Annotated in this window: 27 protein-coding genes; 23 read left to right on the top strand and 4 right to left on the bottom strand. The window is 50.8% G+C overall.

From position 1 onward, the window contains the following. Positions 1-19: 19 nt before the first annotated feature. From DWZ47_RS27435 to DWZ47_RS27380, 12 genes are all read left to right on the top strand, one after another. Complete coding sequence (locus tag DWZ47_RS27435; RefSeq protein WP_117515346.1) at positions 20-907, top strand: fimbrillin family protein; 888 nt, start codon at positions 20-22, stop codon at positions 905-907. 34 nt (positions 908-941) lie between these two features. Then, the gene (locus tag DWZ47_RS27430) at positions 942-2,744 is read left to right on the top strand and encodes a fimbrillin family protein (protein ID WP_117515344.1); all 1,803 of its coding nucleotides are present in this window, start codon (positions 942-944) and stop codon (positions 2,742-2,744) included. Between the two features lie 63 nt (positions 2,745-2,807). After that, entirely contained in the window at positions 2,808-4,505 is a 1,698-nt protein-coding gene (locus tag DWZ47_RS27425; protein ID WP_117515342.1) for a fimbrillin family protein, read from the top strand. Positions 4,506-4,734: 229 nt separating this feature from the next. After that, positions 4,735-5,232, top strand: a complete 498-nt coding sequence (locus tag DWZ47_RS27420) for a DUF2589 domain-containing protein (protein WP_005680436.1) — start codon at positions 4,735-4,737, stop codon at positions 5,230-5,232. Between the two features lie 21 nt (positions 5,233-5,253). Further along, on the top strand, positions 5,254-5,958 hold the full coding sequence (locus tag DWZ47_RS27415) for a DUF2589 domain-containing protein (RefSeq protein WP_007749099.1): 705 nt from the start codon (positions 5,254-5,256) through the stop codon (positions 5,956-5,958). A gap of 4 nt (positions 5,959-5,962) precedes the next feature. Then, positions 5,963-6,556, top strand: coding sequence for a hypothetical protein (locus DWZ47_RS27410; protein WP_008646155.1), 594 nt, complete (start codon positions 5,963-5,965; stop codon positions 6,554-6,556). Positions 6,557-6,735: 179 nt separating this feature from the next. Next, positions 6,736-9,081 carry an ATP-binding protein gene (locus DWZ47_RS27405; RefSeq protein ID WP_008616536.1) on the top strand — a complete coding sequence of 782 codons (2,346 nt, stop codon included), beginning with the start codon at positions 6,736-6,738 and terminating at the stop codon, positions 9,079-9,081. Next, entirely contained in the window at positions 9,062-10,369 is a 1,308-nt protein-coding gene (locus DWZ47_RS27400; protein WP_008019868.1) for a sigma-54-dependent transcriptional regulator, read from the top strand. Before DWZ47_RS27405 ends, DWZ47_RS27400 begins: the two co-directional genes overlap by 20 nt. Before the next feature lie 292 nt (positions 10,370-10,661). Beyond that, positions 10,662-11,075, top strand: a complete 414-nt coding sequence (locus DWZ47_RS27395; protein WP_004315319.1) for a hypothetical protein — start codon at positions 10,662-10,664, stop codon at positions 11,073-11,075. A 246-nt stretch (positions 11,076-11,321) separates the two neighbouring features. After that, on the top strand, positions 11,322-11,933 hold the full coding sequence (locus tag DWZ47_RS27390) for an RteC domain-containing protein (RefSeq protein WP_004315320.1): 612 nt from the start codon (positions 11,322-11,324) through the stop codon (positions 11,931-11,933). Between the two features lie 128 nt (positions 11,934-12,061). Further along, positions 12,062-13,516: an ATP-binding protein gene (locus DWZ47_RS27385; protein ID WP_117515340.1), complete on the top strand. Its 1,455-nt coding sequence runs from the start codon at positions 12,062-12,064 to the stop codon at positions 13,514-13,516. Between the two features lie 5 nt (positions 13,517-13,521). Continuing rightward, complete coding sequence (locus tag DWZ47_RS27380) at positions 13,522-13,935, top strand: hypothetical protein (RefSeq protein ID WP_005776215.1); 414 nt, start codon at positions 13,522-13,524, stop codon at positions 13,933-13,935. A 94-nt stretch (positions 13,936-14,029) separates the two neighbouring features. Here DWZ47_RS27380 and mobC read toward each other — a convergent pair whose 3' ends face one another. From mobC to DWZ47_RS31335, 4 genes are all read right to left on the bottom strand, one after another. Next, positions 14,030-16,039 (bottom strand): conjugal transfer protein MobC, encoded by a 2,010-nt coding sequence (gene mobC, locus DWZ47_RS27375; protein WP_005776214.1) that lies wholly within the window; start codon positions 16,037-16,039, stop codon positions 14,030-14,032. 41 nt (positions 16,040-16,080) lie between these two features. Beyond that, a complete protein-coding gene (gene mobB, locus DWZ47_RS27370; protein WP_008616535.1) occupies positions 16,081-17,331 on the bottom strand; it encodes a conjugal transfer protein MobB in 1,251 nt (416 codons plus the stop codon). Beyond that, a complete protein-coding gene (mobA, locus tag DWZ47_RS27365) occupies positions 17,310-17,738 on the bottom strand; it encodes a conjugal transfer protein MobA (RefSeq protein ID WP_005776212.1) in 429 nt (142 codons plus the stop codon). The genes mobB and mobA overlap by 22 nt, the downstream gene beginning before the upstream one ends. A gap of 270 nt (positions 17,739-18,008) precedes the next feature. After that, positions 18,009-18,188 (bottom strand): hypothetical protein, encoded by a 180-nt coding sequence (locus DWZ47_RS31335; protein ID WP_087943176.1) that lies wholly within the window; start codon positions 18,186-18,188, stop codon positions 18,009-18,011. Positions 18,189-18,280: 92 nt separating this feature from the next. On the opposite strand from DWZ47_RS31335, the gene DWZ47_RS31330 reads away from it, so the two are divergent. From DWZ47_RS31330 to traJ, 11 genes are all read left to right on the top strand, one after another. Beyond that, the gene (locus tag DWZ47_RS31330) at positions 18,281-18,469 is read left to right on the top strand and encodes a hypothetical protein (RefSeq protein WP_005842379.1); all 189 of its coding nucleotides are present in this window, start codon (positions 18,281-18,283) and stop codon (positions 18,467-18,469) included. After that, entirely contained in the window at positions 18,417-19,172 is a 756-nt protein-coding gene (locus DWZ47_RS27350) for a ParA family protein (RefSeq protein WP_004315325.1), read from the top strand. The genes DWZ47_RS31330 and DWZ47_RS27350 overlap by 53 nt, the downstream gene beginning before the upstream one ends. Positions 19,173-19,177: 5 nt before the next feature. Continuing rightward, positions 19,178-19,627: a DUF3408 domain-containing protein gene (locus tag DWZ47_RS27345; RefSeq protein ID WP_004315326.1), complete on the top strand. Its 450-nt coding sequence runs from the start codon at positions 19,178-19,180 to the stop codon at positions 19,625-19,627. Next, complete coding sequence (locus DWZ47_RS27340) at positions 19,620-20,012, top strand: DUF3408 domain-containing protein (RefSeq protein WP_326979452.1); 393 nt, start codon at positions 19,620-19,622, stop codon at positions 20,010-20,012. The genes DWZ47_RS27345 and DWZ47_RS27340 overlap by 8 nt, the downstream gene beginning before the upstream one ends. Next, positions 20,009-20,749: a hypothetical protein gene (locus tag DWZ47_RS27335; protein ID WP_004315328.1), complete on the top strand. Its 741-nt coding sequence runs from the start codon at positions 20,009-20,011 to the stop codon at positions 20,747-20,749. The genes DWZ47_RS27340 and DWZ47_RS27335 overlap by 4 nt, the downstream gene beginning before the upstream one ends. A 201-nt stretch (positions 20,750-20,950) precedes the next feature. Then, complete coding sequence (locus DWZ47_RS27330) at positions 20,951-21,277, top strand: DUF4134 domain-containing protein (protein ID WP_008616533.1); 327 nt, start codon at positions 20,951-20,953, stop codon at positions 21,275-21,277. A gap of 10 nt (positions 21,278-21,287) precedes the next feature. Beyond that, positions 21,288-21,620: a DUF4133 domain-containing protein gene (locus DWZ47_RS27325; protein WP_004315126.1), complete on the top strand. Its 333-nt coding sequence runs from the start codon at positions 21,288-21,290 to the stop codon at positions 21,618-21,620. Further along, entirely contained in the window at positions 21,617-24,118 is a 2,502-nt protein-coding gene (locus DWZ47_RS27320; RefSeq protein WP_008616532.1) for a TraG family conjugative transposon ATPase, read from the top strand. The genes DWZ47_RS27325 and DWZ47_RS27320 overlap by 4 nt, the downstream gene beginning before the upstream one ends. A 33-nt stretch (positions 24,119-24,151) precedes the next feature. Then, a complete protein-coding gene (locus tag DWZ47_RS27315) occupies positions 24,152-24,535 on the top strand; it encodes a DUF3876 domain-containing protein (protein ID WP_004317750.1) in 384 nt (127 codons plus the stop codon). A gap of 30 nt (positions 24,536-24,565) precedes the next feature. Then, positions 24,566-25,195: a DUF4141 domain-containing protein gene (locus DWZ47_RS27310; protein WP_032811226.1), complete on the top strand. Its 630-nt coding sequence runs from the start codon at positions 24,566-24,568 to the stop codon at positions 25,193-25,195. Positions 25,196-25,198: 3 nt separating this feature from the next. Beyond that, positions 25,199-26,172 (top strand): conjugative transposon protein TraJ (gene traJ, locus DWZ47_RS27305; protein WP_117515338.1); only part of this gene is annotated, 974 nt, incomplete at its 3' end.

Genomic DNA, 26,172 nt, shown 5'->3' with positions numbered 1-26,172 from the left:
AATATAATAACAGAATATAATGAAGACAAGATTTTTTGCACTTGCGATGCTCGCCCTCGCACTGGTAGCCTGCAACAACGACAACGAGAACCTGAACGGTGACCCCGTGGCCGCCCAGTTTACCGCCGACATCGCCCCCGCCACCCGCGCCAGCGGAACCACCTGGACTGCCGGCGACCGTATCGGCATCACCGACATCGGCAACGATTCCCAGTACGGCAACGTGCCTTTCATCTTGAAAAACGGGAAATTTGAGGCAGAAGGAAAGGTTATCTATATCGAAGATACAAAGACCCATACTTTCCGCGCCTACTATCCGTACAACGCGGTGGGAGGCATCCTCACAGCCACGACCGATGCCACGGCGCAGCAGAACCAGCCTGCCATCGACTTCCTCTTTGCTTCAGGAGCCACGGGAGACAAAAGCAACCCGGTAGTAAGCTTCACCGACAAAACCGCCAAAGGCGGTGAAGACAACTCCTTCCACCACCGCATGAGCCAGATAACCCTTACCTTCGAGGCGGGCGACGGCGTGAATTTCAGCGTGGTCAAGCCTGAACGTTACACGCTGGCCGGATTGTTACTCATTGGTACGTTCAACACGGCCGACGGTATTGCCACCGCAGACAACGGGGCACAGACCGGAGAATTGGCCATGAATTTGGCAGACGGCGTTCTCACGTCATCGATCATCCTCTTCCCGCAGACAGTTGCATCCCTGCCGTTGGTTGTGAATTACAAAGGTCAGGAATATCATGCCACACTCACCGTGCCCGAAGGCGCACTGCAGGCGGGCAACAACTATACCTATACCGTCAAGGTACGCAACAAAGTCCTTGAAGTCAGCGAAGCCACCATTGCAAAGTGGAACGATATAGACGGTGGAGATGTGGGTGCTGACCTGTAGGATGTTAATAATTAATTGATTAGAATGAAGAATTATGAGACATAGATTATTTATCCCCGCAGCCACCGCACTGCTGTTCGCCCTCGCCGCCTGCACGCAGGACGAACTTGCTGGCGATAACCGTCTGCCCGAAGGTGAATACCCCGTCGTCATCCGTGCCACCGGATTGTCCGTAGAAGCAACGCCGCTGGCAGCCCCTTCCACCCGTGCCGCTGTGGACGGCGACTGGCAGGGTGTCACTTCCGTGGCACTCAAGATGGGCGATGCGGTAAAGGAATACACCGTAACGGCTTCTACCGATTTCAAGAGTGCCACACTCTCACGCGAGAACGACCCGCACTACTGGACCAGCCGCGACCCGATTACCGTATCGGCATGGTGGCCCTTCAACAATGCCAACATCACACAGATGCCTGCCGTGAAGGTGGCCGAAGACCAGAGTAAATTGGCTGACTTCCAGAACAGCGACTTCATCTCTGCTGAGAACCGGAAGGTGGAATTTAACAACCCGACTCTTGAATTTACCCACCGCACGGCACGCGTGACTATCGAACTGAAGCCCGGCACGGGATTCACGAGCGTCGCCGGTGCCACGGTGAGCCTCGTGAGCCTGTCCGCCGATAACGGCAACCCGACCGCCATCAAGACCTACAACGCAAGCGGCAACACCTACGAGGCACTGACTGCCCCGCAGACCGTTGCGGCAGGCAAGCCGTTCGTCAAGGTGGAACTCGGCGGCGGCACCTTCTACTTCCGCCCGCAGAACGACGTCGTATTAGAGGCTGGCAGCCGCTATAAATATACCGTTAAGGTGAACGCCACCGGCTTGACGTTAGAGGGTTGCACTATCGGTGACTGGGCTGACGGCGGCGGCGAGAGCGGCGAGGCTGAGGATTTGGGCTACATCTACGACAGCAACACCAATACCTACACGGTCTATAACGCTGACGGCCTGATGAATGTAGCCGAATTAGTGAACGGAGGTAAGACCGACATAAACATTACCCTCGACAAAAACATTGACCTCACAGGCAAAGGCTGGACGCCGATAGGCACAGACTACGACAACTCATACACCGGCACCTTCGACGGCGGCGGCCATACCATCACGGGGCTGACCGTTACGACAAATGACGAATATGCGGGTCTGTTCGGCTATCTCGGTAATTTCGGTAATGCCGCCGGTACGGTGAAGAATGTGGTGATGGATGGCATACAGATAACATGCAATCACAGGTTGGGTTATGCCGGCGGCGTGGCAGGATTTAGCTGGGGCACCATTGAAAACTGCTCGGTGTCGGGCAGCATTAGCGGCACGGTGAGCGTCGGCGGTGTGGTGGGTGCTCAAAGGGACCGTTCCATCACCGGATGCAGTTCCTCTGCCACAGTGAAGGGAACGCTCAATGTCGGCGGCGTGGCAGGTCAGACGAGTTTTGGTGCCACCTTGACCGCTTGCTATGCCACAGGCAACGTGATCATAGAAATAGACCGCACACAGAATATCTCTGGCGGCGGTCTGGTAGGATTCAACGACGGAATCAGCCTTCTTGCCTGCTATGCCACGGGCAACGTAACCAGTACAGGTAGTAGCACTGGCTATGTACATATCGGCGGCTTTTTGGGAGATAACTACACTACCGTGACCGCCTGCTATTGGAAGAACAATCATGAACAAGGTATCGGCTACAATAGGAGAAGCACCAACGTCACAGAGGTGGACGGCACCAGCGTAACCTGGAAGAACGCCGTTGATGCCATGAACACCGCCTTGCAGAACGCAGGCTCAGAGTGGCGTTACGAACTTAAAGGAGCATTGCCTACCTTGAGGAAGCAGTAAACCGTCGGGCGGAAAAGTTACGCCCGCAACGGAAAGAACCAGAGTAATAAAATAACAGATATTATGAGGATAAGATTTTTTGCACTTGCAGCGCTCGCCCTCTCACTCGCCGCCTGCACACAGGACGAAGCGGGCTTCCTACCAGAAGGGGCGGAAGGCACACCCATCGTCTTCACCGCCACGGGGCTGAATCCCGCCGCGACAGCCATCGCCGCCACCCGTGCCCCAGCGGACGGCAATTGGACGGGTGTGCAAAGTGTGGCAGTTCTGATGGACGGCATGGTGAAGACGTACAACGTGACGCCCTCCACCGCCGACCCCACCAGCGCCACGCTGACCTCCACCGACCCGTACTACTGGACCAACCACAACGACATCACCGTCACGGCGTGGTGGCCCTACACCGCTGGCGAGACAACCCCGCCTGCGGTAAAGGTAAAAGCCAACCAAAGTGCCCAGAAGGACTTTGAGACCAGCGACCTCATCGTAGCCAACGGACAGACGGTGACCTACGGTAGCCCCACGCTCCGCTTCACCCACCGCACGGCGCGGGTGACCATCGTTCTGACGGACTACACCGAGGGGCTGGCATCCGTGCAGCTGACGGGCCTCTCCACCGAAGGCGACAACCCGGATATAATCGTCCCGTATGACAAGGGTAGCAACACCTACACCGCCATCGTAGCCCCGCAAAGTGTGGCAGCTGGCACGGCCTTCATTACCTGCACCTTCACCAACGGCAAGACCTTCGTTTATAAGATGAAGAATGCTACCGACTGGCAGGCGGGCGGTGAATATACCTACACCGTCTCCCTCGCTGCGGCAAAAGACCTGGGCTATACCATAGAGAGCGACGGCAGCTACACCGTGACCTCCGCCGATGGCCTGATGAATATAGCCGAATTAGTGAACGGAGGTAAGAGCGACATTAACATTACCCTCGACACAGACATTGACCTCACAGGCAAAGACTGGACACCGATAGGCACAGACTACGACAACTCATACAAAGGCACCTTCGACGGTGGCGGCCATACCATTACGGGGCTGACCTTTACGACAAATGACGAATATGCGGGTCTGTTCGGCTGGCTCAATAGAGCTGGTACGGTGAAGAACGTGGTGATGGAGGGCGTACAGATAACATGCAATCAAATATATGGCGGCAGTATTGGCGGCGTGGTAGGATCTAGCTGGGGCACCATTGAAAACTGCTCGGTGTCGGGCAGCGTCAGTGGCACGGTGTATGTCGGCGGTGTGGTGGGTGTTCAAATAGGCGGTTCCATCACCGGATGCAGTTCCTCTGCCACAGTGAAGGGAATGGTCGATGTCGGCGGCGTGGCAGGTCAGACGAATTCGAGTGCCACCCTGACCGCTTGCTATGCCACGGGCAACGTGACCATAGAAATAGCCCCCAAAAAGAATATCGCTGGCGGCGGTCTGGTGGGAATGAACGCAGGAAGCAGCCTCCTTGCCTGCTATGCCACGGGCAACGTAACCAGTACGGGTAGTAGCACTGGCTATGTACATATCGGCGGCTTTTTGGGAAATAACTACACCACCGTGACCGCCTGCTATTGGAAGAACAATCATGAACAAGGTATCGGCTACAATAAGAAAAGCACCGAAGCCACGAAGGTGGACGGCACTGGCGTTACCTGGCAGAAAGCCGTTGATGCCATGAACACCGCCTTGCAGACCGCAGGCTCAGAGTGGCGTTACGAACTTAAAGGAGCATTGCCTACCTTGAGGAAGCAGTAAGCCGTTGCGGGCGGAAATGTTCCGCCCGCAACGAACATTAACCGAAGTATAACCCCAATAAAAAAAGGAGGACGTGCTGGAACACACGGAGAATCCACCATATAGGTTTTGGCATCAAGGCATTGTTAATAATAATATAGACTCCAGTGTAAATATGGAAGCTGTAAGCCGGACATTGTCAAGATTGGTGCTCATTAAAGGCAACAAATCAAGTAATTAAATTAAAAACATGGGACTTTTTCACAGAGACAAGAAAAATAATGACGATGAGCCGGACAGTGTTCAAACCAATTCATTCTCTGATATTATGAATGGTTTGCAATACGCCGTAAACTGTGCACAAGATACATTGCAGAATCATCAGATACAAAATCTGACCAGACTTTTTGAAGGAACAAATGCAAATAACGCAAATACGTTCCAATCGAAAAAAATCATGGTTGGAGACAAGACTATTGATATTCCACTTATAGCTTTGATATCCCATCATTATCTTGCGATGGATAATGTGCAGATAAAGTTCAAGGCGAAGGTCGGAAGCGTGGAATCACAGATTCCAGAAAACAACTTATTGTTATCCAGCCCACAAAGAGCCAATCTCCAGATGCAGATGAGCAACATAAAACCGGATGCGGATGATGTCATGGAGGTTTGCGTCAATTTTAAGGTTCAGGAGACTCCGGAGAGCATTTCCCGAATTATTGACGATTTTGTAAAAAATATCTAACAATTTTAAAATTCAAATGTTATGGCAGAAGAAATAAAGAACCAAGGGCAACAAGAAAATGCGGAAAACTTGAATGAAAATGTAAGCGGACAGGCGAAAGAAATTATCTCCGCTGCATTGGAAGAGACTCAAAACAGAGAAACTTCTCCAGTTCTTAAAGCAGATTCAAACGTGACTGACAAATTCAAGGGGCTTCCCATGCGGGAACTTATTGCAGCTCCACTTATTGCAGCAGCCGAAGCACAACAGGAATTGGCAGCGACAGCATGGAATTTCTACCAGCAAATTGCATTTGATGGTAAAAGCGGCAATAAAGCGCGTATATTGGAATTCGATGTCGAAAGACCGATACAGCAGGATGGAAAAATGACAACAATGTCACAAAGTGTCAAGGCTCCGTTTATAGGATTGGTGCCTATTCCTTCCCTGCTCATAGATCGCGTGGATGTCGATTTCCAGATGGAGGTTACCGATACATCAAACGTAAAAAGCACTACCAACGCAGAAGTAGAGGCAAAAGCTTCTGCAAAACATTGGTTTATAAATGCGGAAATCAGCGGCAAAGTCACGACCGCCCGCGAGAACACCCGCATGACCAACCAAACGGCAAAATACCAGATACATGTGACAGCCAGTCAGCAGCCGCAGACCGAAGGTCTGTCTAAACTGATGGATATAATGGCATCATGTATCGAGCCTATAACAAACGAAAGTAACAGTAAGTAAATATATGAATTTGATTCAAGCATTAAGATTGCCAAACAGTCAAGCAGTAATGACAAATATTGCACGGTTTCATTATCAAAATATTTATAATGTAGGTTTGACCCCTCCGATTGTCACGCAAAGTAATTTGACATTTCAAATAAAAGGATATACCCGTAACTATCGTTTTCTTAGATTAGACTATGCCTGTGTCATATATATTGCGGATAGAATAGCAGTCGTTGCTTCAAATGGCATAGATACTTTAAGTTCAGGTTTTTCGGGGTGTTATATGGCCAGTTTTAGGCACAATGGCATTAGGTATGTTGCTCATATTCCAACGCCTAACAATAGTATTAAAACATCATGGAATCGGGCGGTTAAAAATCGAATAATAGATAATGTTGTTCTTTTTAAACCTACTGAAGGATTGGCGAGAATCCCAGGAACAATTGGTATTTGGGGAATTATAACATTTAACGATAGATGTTATCGGCTTGATGTAAATGAAAACGCTCCTCCAAGTCAAGCCATACGTGGCCAAAGAATTTTTAACTCAATCCCGAGAAATCCCATACTAACAGAAATTCCATCTATCGCCGGTGGTCAGATGCCTTAATAATTATAACAATTGTAAATAAGGGAAGAATGGTTGTTTCATTGAGGAGTAGAATTCTATTCGGATATATAATTCTGGTGGCGGTCATAGGCAGCATGGCCGCCATTCTCATCCATGAACCTGCGAAGTTCCACGACCTATATGCGTATTTTAAATAACGGTATTTACACAAACAGCAAATGAGCGAACAATTCGTTACCACTACCAAGCATTTCCGCAAGCTGCTTGCCGCAGGCTATCTGTTGATAGTCCTGCTGGTGGGCGGCATCATCTGCACGTGGCTCGGAGAATGGCGCGACTTGGAGTTGCTGGAACGGGAGAACCGTGAAATCAACCGCTTCCGCAAGGAAACACACGATGCGTATGTGGGTGTGGTGGAGTTGTCTCTTTTGGGCGAGTCGGTGCTGGAATGGGACGATAAGGATGTGGCGGCATACCGGCGGCAACGGATGACGGTGGATAGTATGCTTTGCCGCTTCAAGAGCCATTACGAATCGGTGCGCATAGACAGCGTGCGCCACTTGCTGGAGGACAAGGAAAAGCGGCTGTGCGCCATCATGGAGGCTCTGGAACAACAGGCGGACATCAACCGCCGGATAGCCAAGCAGGTGCCGGTGATAGTGCAAACGAGCAGGCAGGAAGAGCCGAAGAAACAGAGGAGGAAAGGTTTTCTCGGGTTGTTCGGCAAGAAACAGGAAGCACCTCCGACGACCACCACCACGATGCTCTACACACTGAACCGTGATATGATAGCGCAACAACGTGCCCAAAGCCATCGTCTGTCGGAATATGCCGACAGCCTTGCCAGCCGCAATGCGGAACTGAACCGCCAACTGCAAACCCTTATCCAGCAGATGGACCACAAGGTGCAGGCTGACTTGCAGGAACGTGAGGCGGAAATATCCGCTATGCGTGAAAAGTCGTTCTTGCAGGTAGGTATCATAACGGGTGTCATGCTGCTGTTGCTCATTATTTCATACATCATCATTCACCGCTATGCCACCCGCATCAAGCAGTACAAACGTAAGACAACAGATTTAATCGGGCAACTGCAAAAGTCAGTAAAACAAAACGAATCGTTGATAGCCTCACGCAAGAAAGCGATGCACACCATCACCCACGAGCTACGCACACCACTGACTGCCATACATGGATATGCGGAACTGATGCAGGACAACGAAGAAGAAAAGATAAGCGGTTATGCGGACAATATCCTGCAAGCCTCCAAGAGAATGACCGACATGCTCAACTCCCTGCTTGACTTCTTCCGCTTGGACAGCGGCAAGGAACAGGCGAATGTCCGTCCGTTTCGTTTGGAAAACATCGCGGAGCTGTTGCAAACGGAGTTTACGCAACAAGCAGAAGCAAAAGATCTTAAACTTACCATCGAGTGCCCGGAGGGTATTATCCTGAATGGCGACAAGGAGCGCATCATACAGATATGCGACAACCTGCTGGGCAATGCCGTCAAGTTCACGAATGCCGGAAGCGTTTCACTTGTCATAAGCTATGACGGCAATAGGCTGACCCTTGTAGTAGAGGACACCGGAACCGGCATGAGTGCGGAAGAACAACAGCGAGTGTTCGGAGCGTTCGAGCGGCTTTCCAACGCCGCCACGCAAGACGGTTTCGGATTGGGGTTAAGCATTGTGAAACAGATAGTCGGGATGCTTGGCGGCACTATACGCTTGGAAAGCGAAAAAGGAGAAGGCAGTCGTTTTACTGTGGAGTTGCCAATGAACACTGCCGATATTGGTATTGAAGAACAGACAGCCGCAGAAAGTCTGGCTCATATAGAAAGACCTTATTCTGTCATCGTATTGGACGACAATCCGATGGTATTATCCATGACAAAGGAAATGTATGCTGGTATAGGTGTGCATTGCGACACGTTCACCACTATTGGCGATGCAATGGAAGCCATGCGGCAGCACACATACGACCTCATGATAACCGATATGAAAATGCCGGAGATTAACGGCTATGAGGTGTTGGAGTTGTTACGCTCGTCAAGTGTCAGCAACTCGAAAGAGATTCCCATTGTCGTGGCGACCGCCTCCGGCAGTTGCAGCGAAGAGGAGCTGTTGGAAAATGGATTTACCGCCTGCCTGTTCAAGCCATTTTCCATTTCCGAACTGGTTGCTGTATCAGACAAATGCCTTTTGACAAGTACGGACAAGGATGAACTTCCCGACTTGTCCTCTCTGCTTGCATATGGTGACAAACGGGCGATGCTCGACCGTTTGATAACCGAAACAGAAAAGGATATGCAGGCTGTCCGGGAAATCATGGAGAGGAATGACCGCAAGGCGTTGGACGAATGGATGCACCGTCAGCGAAGTTCATGGGCTGTTATCCGTGCTGACAAACCCTTGTGGAACCTGTATGAACTGCTGCATCAAGAATCTGAATGTTCCGAAATGGAATTGCGGAAATGCGTGGATGCCATGCTTCGTATGGGAACAGTTATCATAGAACTTGCGCAAAAGGAAAGGAGGTTGTCGGATGAAAGTATTTGTGATTGAGGACAACCCCGTCTATAACGATTATGTCTGCAACCTGCTGAAGAAAGACAGCTTCGATACTATGTCGGCATATAATCTTGCCACTGCCAAGAAACTATTGGCAAAGTCAGAGGTGGATGATATTGTCGTTGCCGACCTACGCCTCCCCGACGGTGAAAGCATAGAGTTGTTACGGTGGATGCGTGCCAACGACAAACAGCAGGTGTTTATCGTTATGACCAATTACGGGGAGGTGCATACGGCAGTGGAAAGTATGAAGCTCGGCTCAAAGGATTACATACAGAAACAGTTGTTGGAGGATAAACTGATACCGCTTATCCGCACCCTGCAAAAAGAACATGAAAAGCGACTACAATGGAACATTCCGATATTCGTCCGGCAGGGCGAAGCCTATCAGAAAATCAAGAAACGTGTGCGCCTTGTAGCCACCACCCGGATGAGCGTGCTGATACTGGGCGAGAACGGTACGGGCAAGGAACATATCGCACAACATATACACCAACAAAGCAAACTTGCCGATAAACCTTTTGTGGCAGTGGACTGCGGAGCCTTGTCCCCGTCATTGATACAATCCGCCTTCTTCGGACACGTCAAGGGTGCGTTTACTGGTGCCGAAGCAAACAAGACGGGGTATTTTCTGGAAGCGGATGGCGGCACGCTGTTCCTTGACGAAGTGGGCAACCTAACAATGGAGATGCAACAGATGCTGCTCCGCGCCATACAGGAACGCCGTTACCGTCCCGTCGGTGCAAAGGAGGACAAAACAGCCAACGTGAGGATAGTGGCTGCAACCAACGAGGATTTGCAGAAAGCCGTAACGGAAAAGCGGTTCCGGCAGGATTTGCTCTATCGCTTGCAGGAGTATGTGATAACCATGCCGCCCTTGCGCGACTGCCCGGAAGACATCATGCCATTGGCCGAGTTCTTCCGTGAAATGGCAAACCGTGAGTTGGAACGTGAAGTAAAAGGGTTTGCCGCATCTGCCCGTAATGCCCTGCTCGCCCATGCGTGGCCGGGCAACGTGCGCGAGTTGAAACAGAAGATACAGACGGCAGTCCTGCAATCAGAAGGCGATATGATAACCGAAGCCGATTTGGAACTTGACAATGAACCGTCCGCTACTTCCGCTTGTTTTACATTGAAGAGCGGGGATGAAGAAAGAGGACGTATCCTGCGTGCTTTGAAACAAGCAGCCGGTAACAAGAAAATGGCTGCAAAGATACTGGGTATCGGCAGGACAACGCTGTATAATAAATTGGTAGAGTATGGATTGAATGAAGAAAACTGACCGGAGTATGGCTGTAAATGGCAATAATTGATTAACTTTGCAATTGTATTTCAGAAAATAGCAGGCGATCGGGTAACTTTTCGCCGATGATATAGACATAAGACCGCAAGGCGTTTCGAGCGAAAATCTGGTAAATTGAAACTACGGAGACGATTGCGTGATGCTTATGCTATGCTTACGCATAGCGTGCATTCACGTACTCTCCGTAAAGGCTTTACCAGAGCCATCGCTTGAAAGTAGTGTGAATTGCACGCTACTTTTTTGCCTCGCCAAAAAGGAAAGAAAATACGTTATGGCGAAAATACAATTACTTGCCGTTATCTCAATAGATGGCTGTCCGATGAAACTGCATCCCCGGAAGCGGTTGCTTCAAACCGAAGATTACGGTATGGATGAAATACGTGCCAATGCCCTGTATAAGCTGACATCCGACTATTCGGTATCCGTGCTTCAAGAATGGAGGGAGGAAGGTGGAAGCATTTGCCATTTGTTGGAAGTAACTGCCGGGAATACCGAATATGCCAACGGACTGTTACGGATGAACGTGATAGATGAAATCATACTATACGTTGTTCCAACCATCGACGGAAACGGAGCGCATTTTTTCAAGTCAGCACTACCTATGAATGACTGGCGGCTTATGGAGAACAAAACTTATAGGGACGGAGTAATCCGGCTTACCTATCATAAAGAGCCACGGGCATAAAATGTTCAGATTATGAACATCTTGGCGGGATTTCCGTGCTCAGAAAGTGAACACATGTTCAGAATCTGAACACATTTCACAAGGGATGCAATCAAGGATAAAATTATTTTTGAATTTTATCTTTCTGAAAAACAATGTAGTACAATTTTCTCACAATCTTTTCTCGTGTTTAGGGCTATGATTTGCACCATATATCAGTGTGCGCACACTGATAAACAAGTGTAAACCCTCAAAACAGAAAAGATAATGAACCATCTCATACTGGCGGAAACACAGTTTTTCGCCATGATAAACGGAAAAGACAACGGTAGCACGGAAACGGCATACGGCGGATTCGTGCAGGAAGTAATAAACCTGTGCTACGGCGGCAATGATGCCAAGCATATTATTGTGGCGTTGGCTTTTGCCGAAATCGAATTACAGCACCATCCACAGAACTTGTCGGTATCGGAGGAGAATGTCGTCACTGTGTATATCCGCAAGGCGTTATCCTTCATCCGAAAGATGCAGAAGATAGTATCCGCTTCTGCAATTACCTCCGTGCCACCACTAACATCCACATCCGAAACCAAAGCCACAGTCCCAGCCCTGCAATGGACCGGTAATGCCGTCGAGTTGGTAGAGCTAATCTATGCCCTCTACGCCACCGGCTGCATCAATGGCGGCAAGGCTTCGCTGAAAGAGCTTGCCCCTGTCCTCTATTCCTTTTTCGGTGTGGAGTCCAAAGACTGCTACCGCTTCTATACGGACATCAAACGCAGGAAAAGCGACAGTCGCACCTACTTCCTTGAAAAGATGCAGGACAAACTGAACGCGAAGATGCGACATGACGATGAATTGGAGCGGATGAGGAGATAAACGAATGCCAAACAAAGGATAAGCGGCCGGATTATACGGTTTCTTATCCTTCTTCATTTACAATCACTCTATTATCTGCCGGAAAGCCGATTAAAATCATTAACTTTGCAAGTATTAATCAATGACGGATGAAAATAGATAACCTCGAAATATTGAACGGACTGATTGCCGGAGCCGAAGGCGGGACAGTTGAGTTCAAAGAAACTACCGGGCAGTTGGAGCGTGGAATGGAAACTCTTTGTGCCTTCCTGAACGGTACGGGCGGCACGGTGCTGTTCGGTGTAACCGACAAGGGAAAGATTATCGGTCAGGAAGTGAGCGACAAGACGAAGCGCGATATTGCGGAAACCATCAGACGAATCGAGCCGTTTGCGACCATTGGTATATCCTATACAGACATTCCGGGAACGAACAAAAGTGTTATAGCTTTATCAGCGGAAGAACAACGATATATGCGCCCGTTCACCTATAAGGGGAGGGCTTATCAACGGATAGAGAGCGTTACATCTGCCATGCCGCAGGGTATATACAACCTGTTGGTTATGCAGCGAGGCGGAACCTATGCTTGGGATTCCATGCAAAATCCCAGCTTGAAAATATCCGACCTTGACGAAACGGCAATCTTGGGCGCAGTACGTGGAGGAATCAGAGGCGGACGTTTGCCGGAAGGTTCTATGCAGGAGGATGTCCGAACCATCCTTGAAAAATTTGACTTGTTGAATGATGGAAAGCTGAACAATGCTTCCGTTGTCCTATTCGGACGAAACTTCTACCATTATCCCCAATGTCTGCTCCGTTTAGCCCGGTTCAAAGGAACGACAAAAGATGAATTTTTAGATAATCAGCGTGTGACAGGCAATATATTCAACTTGCTGGATGCTGCAATGGCATTTTTCTTCAAGCATTTGTCCCTTTCCGGTAAAATTGAAGGTTTGTACAGAGAAGAGGAACTGAATGTGCCATATAAGGCATTGAGAGAATGTTGCATAAATGCTTTTGCACATCGTGTTTACCATCGCCCCGGCAGTTCAGTCGGGATTGCTATCTATGATGACCGCGTGGAGATTGAAAACAGCGGAACATTTCCGCCTGATATTACCATTGAGAAACTGTTGGGTGGCCACAATTCCGAACCACAAAATCTGATAGTAGCCAATGTGCTGTACAAAAGTGCAGTATTGGAGAGTTGGGGACGTGGCATAGCCCTTATGGTAAACGAATGTCGCCGTGTCGGTATTCCGGATCCGGAGTTTCATACCGACGGCAATGCTGTATGGATTGTGTTTCATTATACAAGAACTACAGTAGGACAAGACCCCACAGCAACCCCACAGCAACCCTATAGTAACCCCACAGTAACCCCACAGTTAGGAAAACTGTTGTCTGCTATTGGGAACAACACTCTCTCTGCTAAAGAAATCATGGAGAAAACGGGAATGAAAGATAAAAGGAATTTCTTAAAGAACTATATCCATCCGGCAATAAATTCCGGTTTGGTCCTTTCACTTTATCCCATAGGCTCCAAGAGTCCGCAACAGAAATACTATCTTACTGATAAAGGTAAAGGTTTCCTGCAACAATAACGGGTATGGCTAAAAAGAAGAAACATAAGAATGATGTAAAAACTGATTTACCGATAATCATGGATTATGGTATCGGCAGTATATCCGTTTATGACCCGGCAGACATAATGCCATACAACGAGCCGCCAATTAGCGAACAAATCCGCTTCAAGAAACTCGGCAAAGAGATGAAATCCGAGTTCAAGTGGCTGGTATCTTCCGTAGTGATTGAGTATTGGCAAGAAAACCGACAGATACCTTTCGGTGAAGAAATGTCGAAACTCAGAACCAGACTGTTGAGAATGTTTGCCGAAGAATACAGCATACTGCTTAAAGACGATACAGAACTGAAAAATTATTTGCTGATGCTTGCCATTACCACCATCAACAAGCATCTCAAATCTGAGAATAAAAAGAGGGTGTCAAAACTCTCTTTTTAACAAAATTACCCTTGCTACAGATATCTGTGACAGGGGTAATTTTCATATTTTGGGTGTTTTGACACATCCCCTTTTTCATATATAAAGGAATCTGTTATTTCTGCTGCAACAGGTGTTTCAAGTTTTCATCATTTGCGATACGTTCCAGTTCCTCTTGAACAATCTGCTTCACTTCCTCCTTGATGCGCCTGTAATTCGCCTGAACCGTTTCCTTCATGCGGTCGTTGCCGTCCCCGTCCGTAAAGTCGGTAATGACGGGGATTTTCTTGTAGGCTTTCTCCTCGCGCTTCACCTTCTCGGCATCCACGACAATCTCGCAATGGAAAATCTTCTGCTCGATACGTTCGTTGAAGTTGTCGGATACCGAACCGACAAACATACCCTGCGTCAAGCCGGAAATCTTGCTCGGCGGGATGAGTGAATCCATCTGCGTGTTGATGGAGGTGGAAACATCCTGCCGGTTGATGGAAATGGACTGCCGTTTCTGCAACACCTTACCGAAGCGTTCGGAAAGCGTCTTGGCGGTTTCACCCACCACCTGACCGGAAAAGATATTGCCGACGGTGTTCATCACGACCTTCGCTTCTTTATCACCGTAGTCGCGCACCAACTGGCTGAAATCCTGAAAGCCCAGACACACGGCAACCTTGTTGCTTCGCGCGGTGGCGATAAGGTTGTCCAACCCCTTGAAATAAATCGTGGGCAGCTCGTCGATGATGACCGACGACTTCAGCATCCCTTTCTTGTTGATGAGTTTCACGATACGGGAGTTATACAGACCGAGAGCGGCCCCGTAGATATTCTGACGGTCGGGATTGTTGCCCACACAGAGTATTTTCGGTTCTTCGGGGTTGTTGATGTCCAGCGTGAACTCGCTGTCCGACATCACCCAATAGAGCTGCGGAGAAATCATCCTTGACAAAGGGATTTTCGCGCTTGCTATCTGCCCCATCAACTGCTCCGCAGCCCCTCCGAGCCATGCGTCCATGAACGGAGAAAGATAGTTTTCCAATTCCGGGTAAGAGGTCAGTATCGGGAAAATATCCTCATAGCGGCGGTTCAGGAACTCAATCGCATGGGGGAATGTACAATACTTGCCGTTCTGGAAAATTTTGAGATACCAGATAATAGCCGCGAAAAGGATGATGGGCGATTCTACGAAAAAGTCGCCCTGCTTTTGCACCCAACTTTTATTTAAGTTGAGCATAATGGTGTACGCACTCTCATAAGCGTCCGTAATATCCTCCATGAAGTCCGGGTGAATGGGATTGCAACGGTGCGAACGTCGCGGGTCATCGAAGTTTATCACATAAAACTTCGGTTTCACCTTGTAGCCCTCCGGGTGGTTCAGCAGATGGTTGTATGCTATCGTGGACAAGTCGCTGAATTTGAAGTCGTACACATACATCGAGAAGCCCTTTTCTATCTGCTGCTTGATGAAATTATTTACCACTGCATAGGATTTACCGCTGCCCGGAGTACCCAACACGATGGAAGCCCTAAAAGGATTCACGACATTGATCCAGCCATTGTTCCAACGCTTTTTGTAGTAAAACCGTGTCGGAAGATTGACCGAATACTCGCTTTCGATAAGCCGCGTTTCCTGCATGAAGCTCTCGTTCTCGTTGTTGAACACATCATCCATGAGGTTGTGCTTCAACAGGCGGCTCAACCACAGACCGCCCATCAGCAGGAATACATAGCCCGCACCAACGGCCAGGATATACAGTCCCGTCACCGCCTCCACCGGCAATGGCAGGGCCAGTATCCACCAGTTGAGGAAGAACAGCACGAAGCCCACGGCAAGGACCGCCCAGATTTTCCCCCACGTGATTTTCTCGCCCTTCACGCCCTTTGTCCCCAGACAGGACAGGGCAAGCAGGAGGACGGCAAATAGTTTCGTGTAGAGGATGGAACGGAACAGCCCCGCCGTGCGGTTGAAGTTCATCAGTATCCTGTCCACCACACCGATGTCCACACCCCAGAGCCGTATGGCTTCATAACAGAACCAGTACACGTTCATGACCACTAAAATAATACTCACGGCACGCAGAAAATCCATGATTTTCGCCAATGCCCTCAAATCGTCTTCTTGTTGTGACATACCTTGAAATTGTTTTGATTGTTGATACTTTGTCTGACTGATTACATTCCCAAGCCCTTGCGCTTCTTCTTTTTCTTCCTGCGCTGCATCGCCCGGATGAAGGCTTCCTCCTCGGCGTCCACTGCCGGGCCTTCGGGAGAGAACAAGCCCATGCCGTCCAAGTCCCTTCCGTATTCGGGAGTGGACGGAGCTTGCGTTTCCTCCTGACCCTCCGTGGTAATGAAAAGCGGAACCGGCGGCTGTCCGGCGTATGGCAGCGTGAAGTGTTCCTGCAAGGCGTTGGCGGACAGTTCCCTGCCCATGCGTGAGCCGTTCAACACGCATCCTGTTCGGTGGTCGATGAACGTGGCCCCGTAGATGCGTCCTTCCTCCGTATAGCGCAGCACGGTGTCAATACCTTTCTCCTTGAGTGTGGCAATGAACCTCTCCTTGTCATACGTGCCTTGCAGTACGGAAAGGACGGTGCGCTTCGTCATGTCGGCGAGTTTTCTGTCCTTGATTTCCGTTTTTGAACGGGCGAACTTTCTCTGTACGGCATCATAGCCGACGGACTTCCCGAAGAGCGAGGACTTGAAAGGATTGCCGACCTTGTTGCCACTGTCGTCCGTAACGGAATAGACCAGCCCATTATATTCCCGTCCGCGCACGTTGCCCCGCGCTTCCTCCACCGTCATATTATATAAGGAAAGGAGGGCGCGGTATTCGCCCATCGTCTGGAAACGGTAACGGCGGTTAAGTTCCTTTACCACATTCCCCGCCTGTTTCTTCACATCGCCCGCCAAAACATCCACTTTATGCAGCGGCATATCGGTACGGCGGCTTTTCCGTTCCGCGTCATGCAGCCCGTATTTCCGTTCCAGCTCGCGGGTTATCTGCTTGCTACGGTAAAAGTTGTTTCGGGTGTCTATGCTCCTGCCGTCCCCGTCCACCCGCACCGTCACGATATGCAGGTGGTGGCGGTCTATGTCCTCATGCTTGTACACCATATAGGGCTGGTTGCCGAAGCCCATCTTCTCCAGATACTCCCGCGCGATGTCCTGAAGCTCGGTGTCGGTCAGCATATCGTCGGGATGCGGGTTGAGCGAGATATGCACCACCGGCTTCTCCACCTTCGACCGCACGGGCATCAGGGCGAGGAAGTCCTCCATCGCCCGGCGGATCTCCACCGTTCCCGTACCGTCATTGTAGATGCGGTTGGTCGTCAGCAGCCGCCCTTCCTCCTTGTTGATCTTCTCCCCGTTGTAGGCAAGTGCGCCGTACAACGAGTTTCCTACGCTGATTTTTGCGACCATTTTTCCTGCATCTCTTTAGACAGTTCCACAATCTGGCGGCTCAGTTTCACGAGTTCGACGGTCTGTTGCTCCAGTTTGTAGAGCAACGCCATCGCCTTTTTCTCGGAAAAATGCAGCCTCAGTTCCTTCACGACTTGGTTGTAGTTCGTGCCTATTGCGCGGAATTGCGCATGAAAATCAGATAGCTTGGTGTAGTAATCCACCAGCGTTTTATCCACTTTCAGTACCTTGAACGGTTGCCCGAAGAAGTGCGCCTTCAGGAAAACCGACTTGGCGTAAACGCCCGACTTCTCGAACATGGAGAGGAAACGGTTGTGTTCCTCCTCGCTGAAACGGACGGTGTATCTGAACACCGCCGGATCGAGTTTGGGATTTCTCCCGCCTTTGTTTCTTTTTTTTTCACTCATATTACTTTGGATTTAGCGGTTTGACGGCATAAGCCGCCGCTTCATGGCACAGACACCGTAGGTTTGAGAGGCTTCCCGACTTCGGAGGGTAAGCCCGCCCCCTGCAAGGGCAAGGCGTTTTCCGGGATGCTCAAAATATTTTGAGCGGCTGAAAACATACCTTGCTATGTTCAGGTGAACATAAAAATCCGTCGGGGACGGATTGGGGGGAATGCCTTTCAAACTCCGGGCTGCGCCACCTGCGGCGAACCCTGCCGTTCGGGTGCAAAGTTACGCCCTTAACACAGTATCGGACAGAGGCTTGACCCGGACAATCAGTGTCAACCGGCGCAACGTGCTGCCACTTGCCGGAGAAGTGATACAAGTTCCAAAATATCCTTGTTTATTTGCAGTGTGATTCGGATGTGGGACTGAAAATACACTCCTTCCGCCGGATGTTCGGACAGCAATCCGGACATCAATCCAACCGGCTGAACACGGGTGTACATATTCAGCCGGTTTTCCAAGCACACGTCCATACGGACTGATAAAGGCGTGGGTGATTGGATAGACCGATGAATGCCCGCAGGCACAGCCGGATTAAGGAATGGCGGAATAAATGGAAGCGCGTGCGTATGTATGAATGGCAATACGCTACCGCCACCGGACAGATGTATAACCAAATAAATTATCAGACAAATGAAAGAAGCAACTTATGTGGCAATCTCCACGCAGAAAGGTGGAGCGGGTAAGACAACCCTGACAGTGCTTGTGGCAAGCTACCTGCACTATGTGAAAGGCTATAACGTAGCCGTGGTGGACTGCGATTTTCCGCAGTACAGTATCCATGATATGCGCAAGCGTGACATGAAAGCCGTCATGGAGGACGGGCATTACAAAGTGCTGGCGTATGAGCAACTCAAGCGGCTGAAGAAAAATCCGTACCCAATCAGATGCAGCCGTGCGGAAGACGCGATAAGAACCGCAGAAAATCTGGTAGAAGCGCAGCCCGACCTCGATTTCGTGTTCTTCGACCTGCCGGGAACCATCAACAACGCCGACGTGGTACAGACCATTTCCAAAATGGACTATATCTTCACGCCCATCATCGCCGACCGTGTGGTGATGGAGAGTTCCATCAAGTTCGCCACTGTCATCAACGAACAGATGATAAGCACGGGCAAGTCCGGCATCAAAGGGATTTATCTCGTGTGGAACATGGTGGACGGACGCGAAAAGACAGAACTATACAAGGCATACGACAAAGTCTGTGCCGAGTTCGCCCTGCCCATTCTGGAAACATACCTGCCGGACAGCAAGCGTTTCCGCAAGGAGACAGCGGCAGAACGCAAGGCTGTATTCCGTTCCACGGCATTCCCTGCGGACAAAACGCTGATACGCGGCAGCAACCTTGACAAACTCGCGGATGAGATTCTCGGCATCATCAAAAACTGAATGTCATGGCAAAGAAAACAAGAATCGAGGACATCGACAGCGAAGCCGTAATCAACTCGTTTCGGCTGGACGATACAAGCATTCCACCGGAAGCGAGAAGTACGGGCGGAAACGCACCTTCTCCACCTCCGAAAGAAGAATTACAGACGGTGATTACATCGCCTGCTTCCCGTCCCAAAGAGGAACCGGAACGCAAGCGCAGGAATGGCAAGCCGGAAAAGCAGGATTATGACACGGTATTCATGTGTGGATCCAATATCACGGCAAGGCTCGGCAAGCAGGTATATATCCGCAAGGAGTACCACGACCGCATACAGAAAATGCTCCATGTAATCGGAGGCAACGAGGTGACTATTGCGGCTTTTCTTGACAACGTGCTGACACACCATTTCACGCTGTTCCAAGACGAGATAGCCGAATCGTTCAAACGGCACATGGAATCCTATAATCTATAGAAACAATAAACAACAAAGAAGTATGAAAAGGACAAAGAAGAACCGACAGGCAGACTGCCTGCAAACAGGAAAGAGTGAAAGAACCGCTGCCAGTGCAGCAAAGTGTACAACCGACTACGATCAGGAAAATACCGGCGTTGACTTCCGCAAGGATAAAGGCAGAGACAAACCGCTCTCGACTTTCCTGCAAGCATCGGAAATCAAAACGCGGCAATGTATATACATCAGCCGAGAAATTCATGAGAAAGTCGCTATCGTCGCCAGTCGGATGGAAAACGGCTTGAGCATCGGCAAGTTCGTGGACAACATCCTCCGCGACCATTTCTGGCAATACGGAACGCAGTACATGGAACAGATTGAAAACGCCCAAAAAGTGAAACTATGACAAAGGTGTTTTTAATCGTATCGGTTGCCTGCAACGTGTGGTTTCTGTCCCTGTTGCTCTACGACCGCATCATGGAAGCGAAACTTATCCGTTTCTTCAGACACATTGCCGGGTTGTGGCGGTCATTGGATTGTACGGCGGCAGAGCAGGGAAAGGATAAGGACATGCCTCACGCAGACACCTCGGACATCATTGGTAAGAGCCGTTTCAAGATGGCATCGACCCGGACAACCGCTGCCATACCGGCGCAAGAAGCCGCCACTTCGGAAAAAGGCATTGAGCTGTCGGAGGAAGAGGCTACTTTTGACGACGGAAACACGGAAACCGTCTCACGCCCGACACAAGTACCGGAGGACAAACTCGATGAAACCTTTACGAGCATCCCTCCTTCGGAACTGGAGTACGGAGAGGATGAACTGGAGTACGAAGAACCTGACAAAAAGCAGGCTTCGGGAAGCAGTTTCGAGGATATTGATATGGCTGTACGCACCATACGGAAGGATTCACCGTCCGGTGAGGAAATGCGACACGCCGGAAAGGTCATGACGGAACTGGACGGGACAGAGCTTTATACAAGGATAACGGAACGCCTGACCGATGAAGCGATGAGTGACAGGCTTGCAAAGGCGATGGCTGTTTTCGTGGACACGGTGAACATGACCGTGACGCGACAAAAAGAAAAGGTGTTCGTGATACCTGACAACATAGAGGACTTCGACATCCGCGACTATGTATGACAACCCAAAAAGAACGGACATGAAAAAGTAGAATGACATTACCCACGCGCACGGCGGTACAAGGTACAGCCACCCGCAACGGAGACGCCCAAGTCCGTAGAAACAAACAGGCAACCACTAAACCAAAGTAAAGAAACAAAGTATCAACTGCCCGACAAAGGACCATCCACCCTTTTGACGGCACTAAAACAAGAACAGTTTATGAACAAGAACATCAAGAACGCTTTGAAAAGCAAGAGAACAATCCTTTCCGCGGCACTTATGGTTGCCGCCACCGCCTCCGTATTCGCACAGGGAAACGGTCTGGCAGGCATCAACGAAGCCACCTCTATGGTCTCAAGCTATTTTGACCCAGGCACGAAACTAATCTACGCCATCGGCGCGGTAGTCGGTCTTATCGGAGGCGTAAAAGTCTATGGCAAGTTTTCGTCCGGCGACCCGGACACCTCGAAGACCGCCGCTTCGTGGTTCGGGGCTTGCATCTTCCTGATTGTCGCCGCCACCATCCTGCGCTCATTCTTCCTTTAATAAACAATGTATGGCTGAATATCCGATAAACAAGGGTATCGGCCGTCCGGTCGAGTTCAAGGGTTTGAAGGCTCAGTACCTCTTCATCTTCTGCGGAGGTCTGCTGGCTCTCTTCGTCCTGTTCGTCATCCTCTACATGGTCGGCATCGACCAGTGGGTATGTATCGGCTTCGGCGCGGCATCGTCTTCCGTCCTCGTATGGCAGACCTTCGCGCTGAACGCCCGGTACGGCGAACACGGGCTGATGAAATTAGGAGCGGCAAGGAGCCATCCCCGATACCTTATCAACCGGCGGCGGATTACCCGATTATTCAAACGGCAACGAAAGGAAGAAACGACATGAGAAATACATCCAAAATGACGACACTGGAAAACAAGTTCCCGCTGCTGGCTGTGGAGCATGGCTGCATCATTTCCAAAGACGCCGACATCACGGTGGCTTTTGAGGTGGAACTGCCGGAGCTTTACACCGTGACGGGCGCGGAGTACGAAGCGATACACGGCTGCTGGTGCAAGGCTATCAAGGTGCTACCGGACTTCTGCGTCGTGCATAAGCAGGACTGGTTCATCAAGGAACGCTACAAGCCGGAGTTACAGAAAGACGACATGAGTTTTCTGAGCCGCTCCTTTGAACGCCATTTCAACGAGCGTCCGTACCTGAAACACACCTGCTACCTCTACCTGACCAAGACGACAAAGGAACGTAACCGGATGCAGAGCAACTTCAGTACGCTGTGCCGGGGGCATATCATCCCGAAGGAACTGGACAAGGAAACCGCCGGGAAGTTCATGGAGGCCGCCGAACAGTTCGAGCGCATCATGAACGACAGCGGCTTTGTCAGGCTGCGACGCCTCTCCACCGACGAGATTGTCGGGACGGAGAAGTCCGCCGGGCTGATAGAGCGTTACTTCTCGCTCATGCCCGAAGGCAACACGACCTTGCAGGACATCGACCTCTCGGCAAAAGAAATGCGTATCGGTGACAACCGCCTGTGCCTGCACACCCTCTCCGACGCGGAGGATATGCCCGGAAAGGTGACTACCGACATCCGCTACGAGAAACTTTCCACGGATCGAAGCGACTGCCGCCTTTCCTTCGCCTCCCCCGTTGGTCTGCTGCTCTCCTGCAACCACATCTACAACCAATATGTGATTATCGACAACAGCGAGGAAAATTTGCAGAAGTTCGAGAAGTCCGCAAGGAATATGCAGTCGCTATCCCGATACAGCCGGAGCAACAGCATCAACCGCGAGTGGATAGACCAGTACCTGAACGAAGCCCATTCCTACGGGCTGACATCGGTGCGGGCGCACTTCAACGTCATGGCATGGAGCGATGACGCGGAGGAGCTGAAGCATATCAAGAACGATGTAGGCAGCCAGCTCGCCAGCATGGAGTGCGTACCCCGCCACAACACCATCGACTGCCCGACGCTCTACTGGGCGGCGATGCCCGGCAATGCGGCGGACTTCCCGGCGGAAGAGAGTTTCCACACCTTCATCGAGCAGGCGGTGTGCCTCTTCACGGAGGAAACCAACTACCGCAGCTCGCTCTCGCCCTTCGGCATCAAGATGGTGGACAGGCTTACGGGAAAACCGCTGCACCTCGACATCTCCGACCTGCCAATGAAGCGGGGCATCACCACCAACCGCAACAAGTTCGTGTTGGGTCCTTCGGGCAGCGGCAAATCCTTCTTTATGAACCACCTCGTGAGGCAATACTACGAGCAGGGTACGCATGTGGTGCTGGTGGACACGGGAAACTCTTATCTGGGCTTGTGCGAGATGATCCGGCGCAAGACAAACGGGGCGGACGGCGTGTACTTCACCTACACGGAGGAGAAACCGATTTCGTTCAACCCGTTCTACACCGATGATTACGTGTTTGACGTGGAGAAAAAGGACAGCATCAAGACGCTGCTGCTGACGCTCTGGAAATCGGAGGACGACAAAGTGACGAAGACGGAGAGCGGCGAACTGGGCGGTGCGGTGAACGCCTACATCGAGCGTATCAGGGCTGACCGGAACATCGTCCCCTCGTTCAACACCTTTTATGAATATATGCGCGACGACTACCGCCGCGAACTGGCGGAACGTGAGATAAAGGTGGAGAAGTCAGACTTCAACATCGACAATATGCTCACCACCATGCGGCAGTATTACCGGGGCGGACGCTACGACTTCCTGCTCAACTCCACGGAGAACATCGACCTGCTCGGCAAGCGGTTCATCGTCTTCGAGATTGACAGTATAAAGGAGAATCGAGAACTTTTCCCTGTGGTGACCATCATTATCATGGAAGCCTTCATCAACAAGATGCGCCGTCTGAAAGGCGTGCGCAAGCAACTGATAGTGGAAGAGGCTTGGAAGGCTCTCTCTTCGGCGAACATGGCTGAGTACCTGCGCTATATGTACAAGACCGTGCGCAAGTATTACGGGGAGGCAATCGTGGTGACGCAGGAGGTGGATGACATCATTTCCTCGCCCGTCGTCAAGGAGAGCATCATCAATAACTCCGACTGCAAGATACTTCTCGACCAGCGGAAGTACATGAACAAGTTTGATGCCATACAGTCCCTGCTGGGTCTGACGGAGAAGGAGAAATCGCAGATACTCTCCATCAACATGGCGAACAACCCGTCAAGGCTCTACAAGGAAGTCTGGATCGGGCTGGGTGGCACACAGTCAGCGGTCTATGCCACCGAAGTTAGTGCTGAAGAGTATCTGGCGTACACCACCGAAGAAACGGAAAAAGTAGAGGTTTACCGTCTGGCGGAGCAGCTGGGCGGCGACATCGAAGCCACCATCCGGCAACTTGCCGAAAGACGGAGGAATAAGTAAAAACCGATTCATCAACTAAAAAAGAAAATGCGTATGAGTATATCAAGAACGAAAATGCTGCAAGTCAGCAAGTGTTTAATTGGGCTGGCGGTCATGGTACTGCAATCCTGCGATGTAGCGGACAACCGCCGTGACCAGCTTTGCGGGAACTGGGAGAGCGTGGAGGGAAAGCCCGACGTGCTTATCTACAAGGAGGGCGAAGCCTACAAGGTGACGGTGTTCAAGCGGAGCGGGCTTCGCCGCAAGCTGAAGCCGGAAACCTATCTCTTGCAGGAGGAGAACGGCAACCTGTTCATGAACACGGGTTTCCGCATCGACGTGTCCTATAACGAGGCGACGGACGTCCTGACCTTCTCGCCGAACGGGGACTACGTGCGTGTGACCCCGAAACCGGACCATCCGATAAGCGGAGAATAAATAATGAAAACCACTAAAATCCAAAGTAACATGAGAACAAGAATGACACTTATTATCTGCCTGTGCCTGTTTGCAGTCGGCAGGGCAAGCGCACAGTGGGCGGTGATAGACCCGTCCAACATCGCGCAGAGCATCGTGAACACCTCGAAGAACGTGGTACACACTTCCACGACCGCCCAGAATATGATAAAAAATTTTCAAGAGACTGTGAAGATTTACGAGCAGGGCAAGAAGTATTACGACGCACTGAAATCCGTGAACAATCTGGTAAAAGACGCCCGGAAGGTGCAGCAAACCATCCTGATGGTGGGTGACATCACCGACACCTATGTGACCAGTTTCCAGAAGATGATGCGTGACGACAACTTCACGGTGGAGGAACTGGGAGCCATCGCCTTCGGTTACACCAAGTTATTGGAGGAATCCAACGATGTGCTGACGGAACTGAAGAATGTGGTGAACATCACCACGCTCTCCATGACGGACAAGGAGCGCATGGACGTGGTGGAACGCTGCTACTCCAAGATGAAACGTTACCGCAACCTCGTGAGCTACTACACCAACAAGAACATCAGTGTGAGCTACCTGCGGGCAAAGAAGAAGAACGACCTCGACCGCATCATGGGGCTGTACGGGAACATGAACGAAAGATACTGGTAGCCTATGAATTTCGACAACCTTCACCAGATTCTGCGCTCGCTCTACGAACAGATGATGCCGCTATGCGGGGACATGGCGGGCGTGGCGAAAGGCATCGCCGGGCTGGGCGCGCTGTTCTACGTCGCCTACCGGGTGTGGCAGTCGCTGGCGAGAGCCGAACCGATAGACATGTTCCCCATGCTGCGCCCGTTCGCCATCGGTCTGTGCATCATGTTCTTCCCGACGGTGGTATTAGGCACGATAAACAGCATCATGTCGCCCGTCGTGCAGGGTACGGCAAAGATGCTGGAGGTGGAAACGCTGGACATGAACCGATACCGTGAGCAGAAGGACAAACTGGAATACGAGACGATGATGCGCAACCCCGAAACCGCCTACCTCGTGTCGAACGAGGAGTTTGACAAACAGCTGGAGGAACTGGGCTGGTCGCCTGGCGACATGGTGACGATGGCGGGGATGTATATTGAGCGTGGGATGTACAACATGAAGAAGGGCATCCGCGACTTCTTCCGCGAGATACTGGAACTGATGTTCCAAGCCGCCGCCCTCGTGATAGACACCATCCGCACGTTTTTCCTCGTGGTGCTGGCGATACTCGGTCCGATAGCCTTTGCCATATCGGTGTGGGACGGCTTCCAAAGCACGCTCACGCAGTGGATATGCCGCTACATACAGGTCTATCTGTGGCTGCCCGTGTCGGATATGTTCAGTACCATACTGGCGAAGATACAGGTGCTGATGCTGCAAAGCGACATCGAACGGATGCAGGCTGATCCGAACTTCTCGCTGGATTCGAGTGACGGGGTGTATATCATATTCATGATAATCGGCATCATCGGCTACTTCACCATTCCAACGGTGGCAGGCTGGATTATCCAAGCCGGAGGCATGGGAAGCTACGGCCGCAACGTGAACCAGACGGCGGGACGAGCCGGAAGCATGGCGGGCAGCGTGGCGGGTGCAGCCGCAGGAAACGT

This window comes from Bacteroides sp. AF32-8BH, from assembly GCF_003435205.1.
GTDB lineage: Bacteria > Bacteroidota > Bacteroidia > Bacteroidales > Bacteroidaceae > Bacteroides > Bacteroides ovatus.
This window is presented reverse-complemented; position numbering and strand designations above follow the sequence as displayed.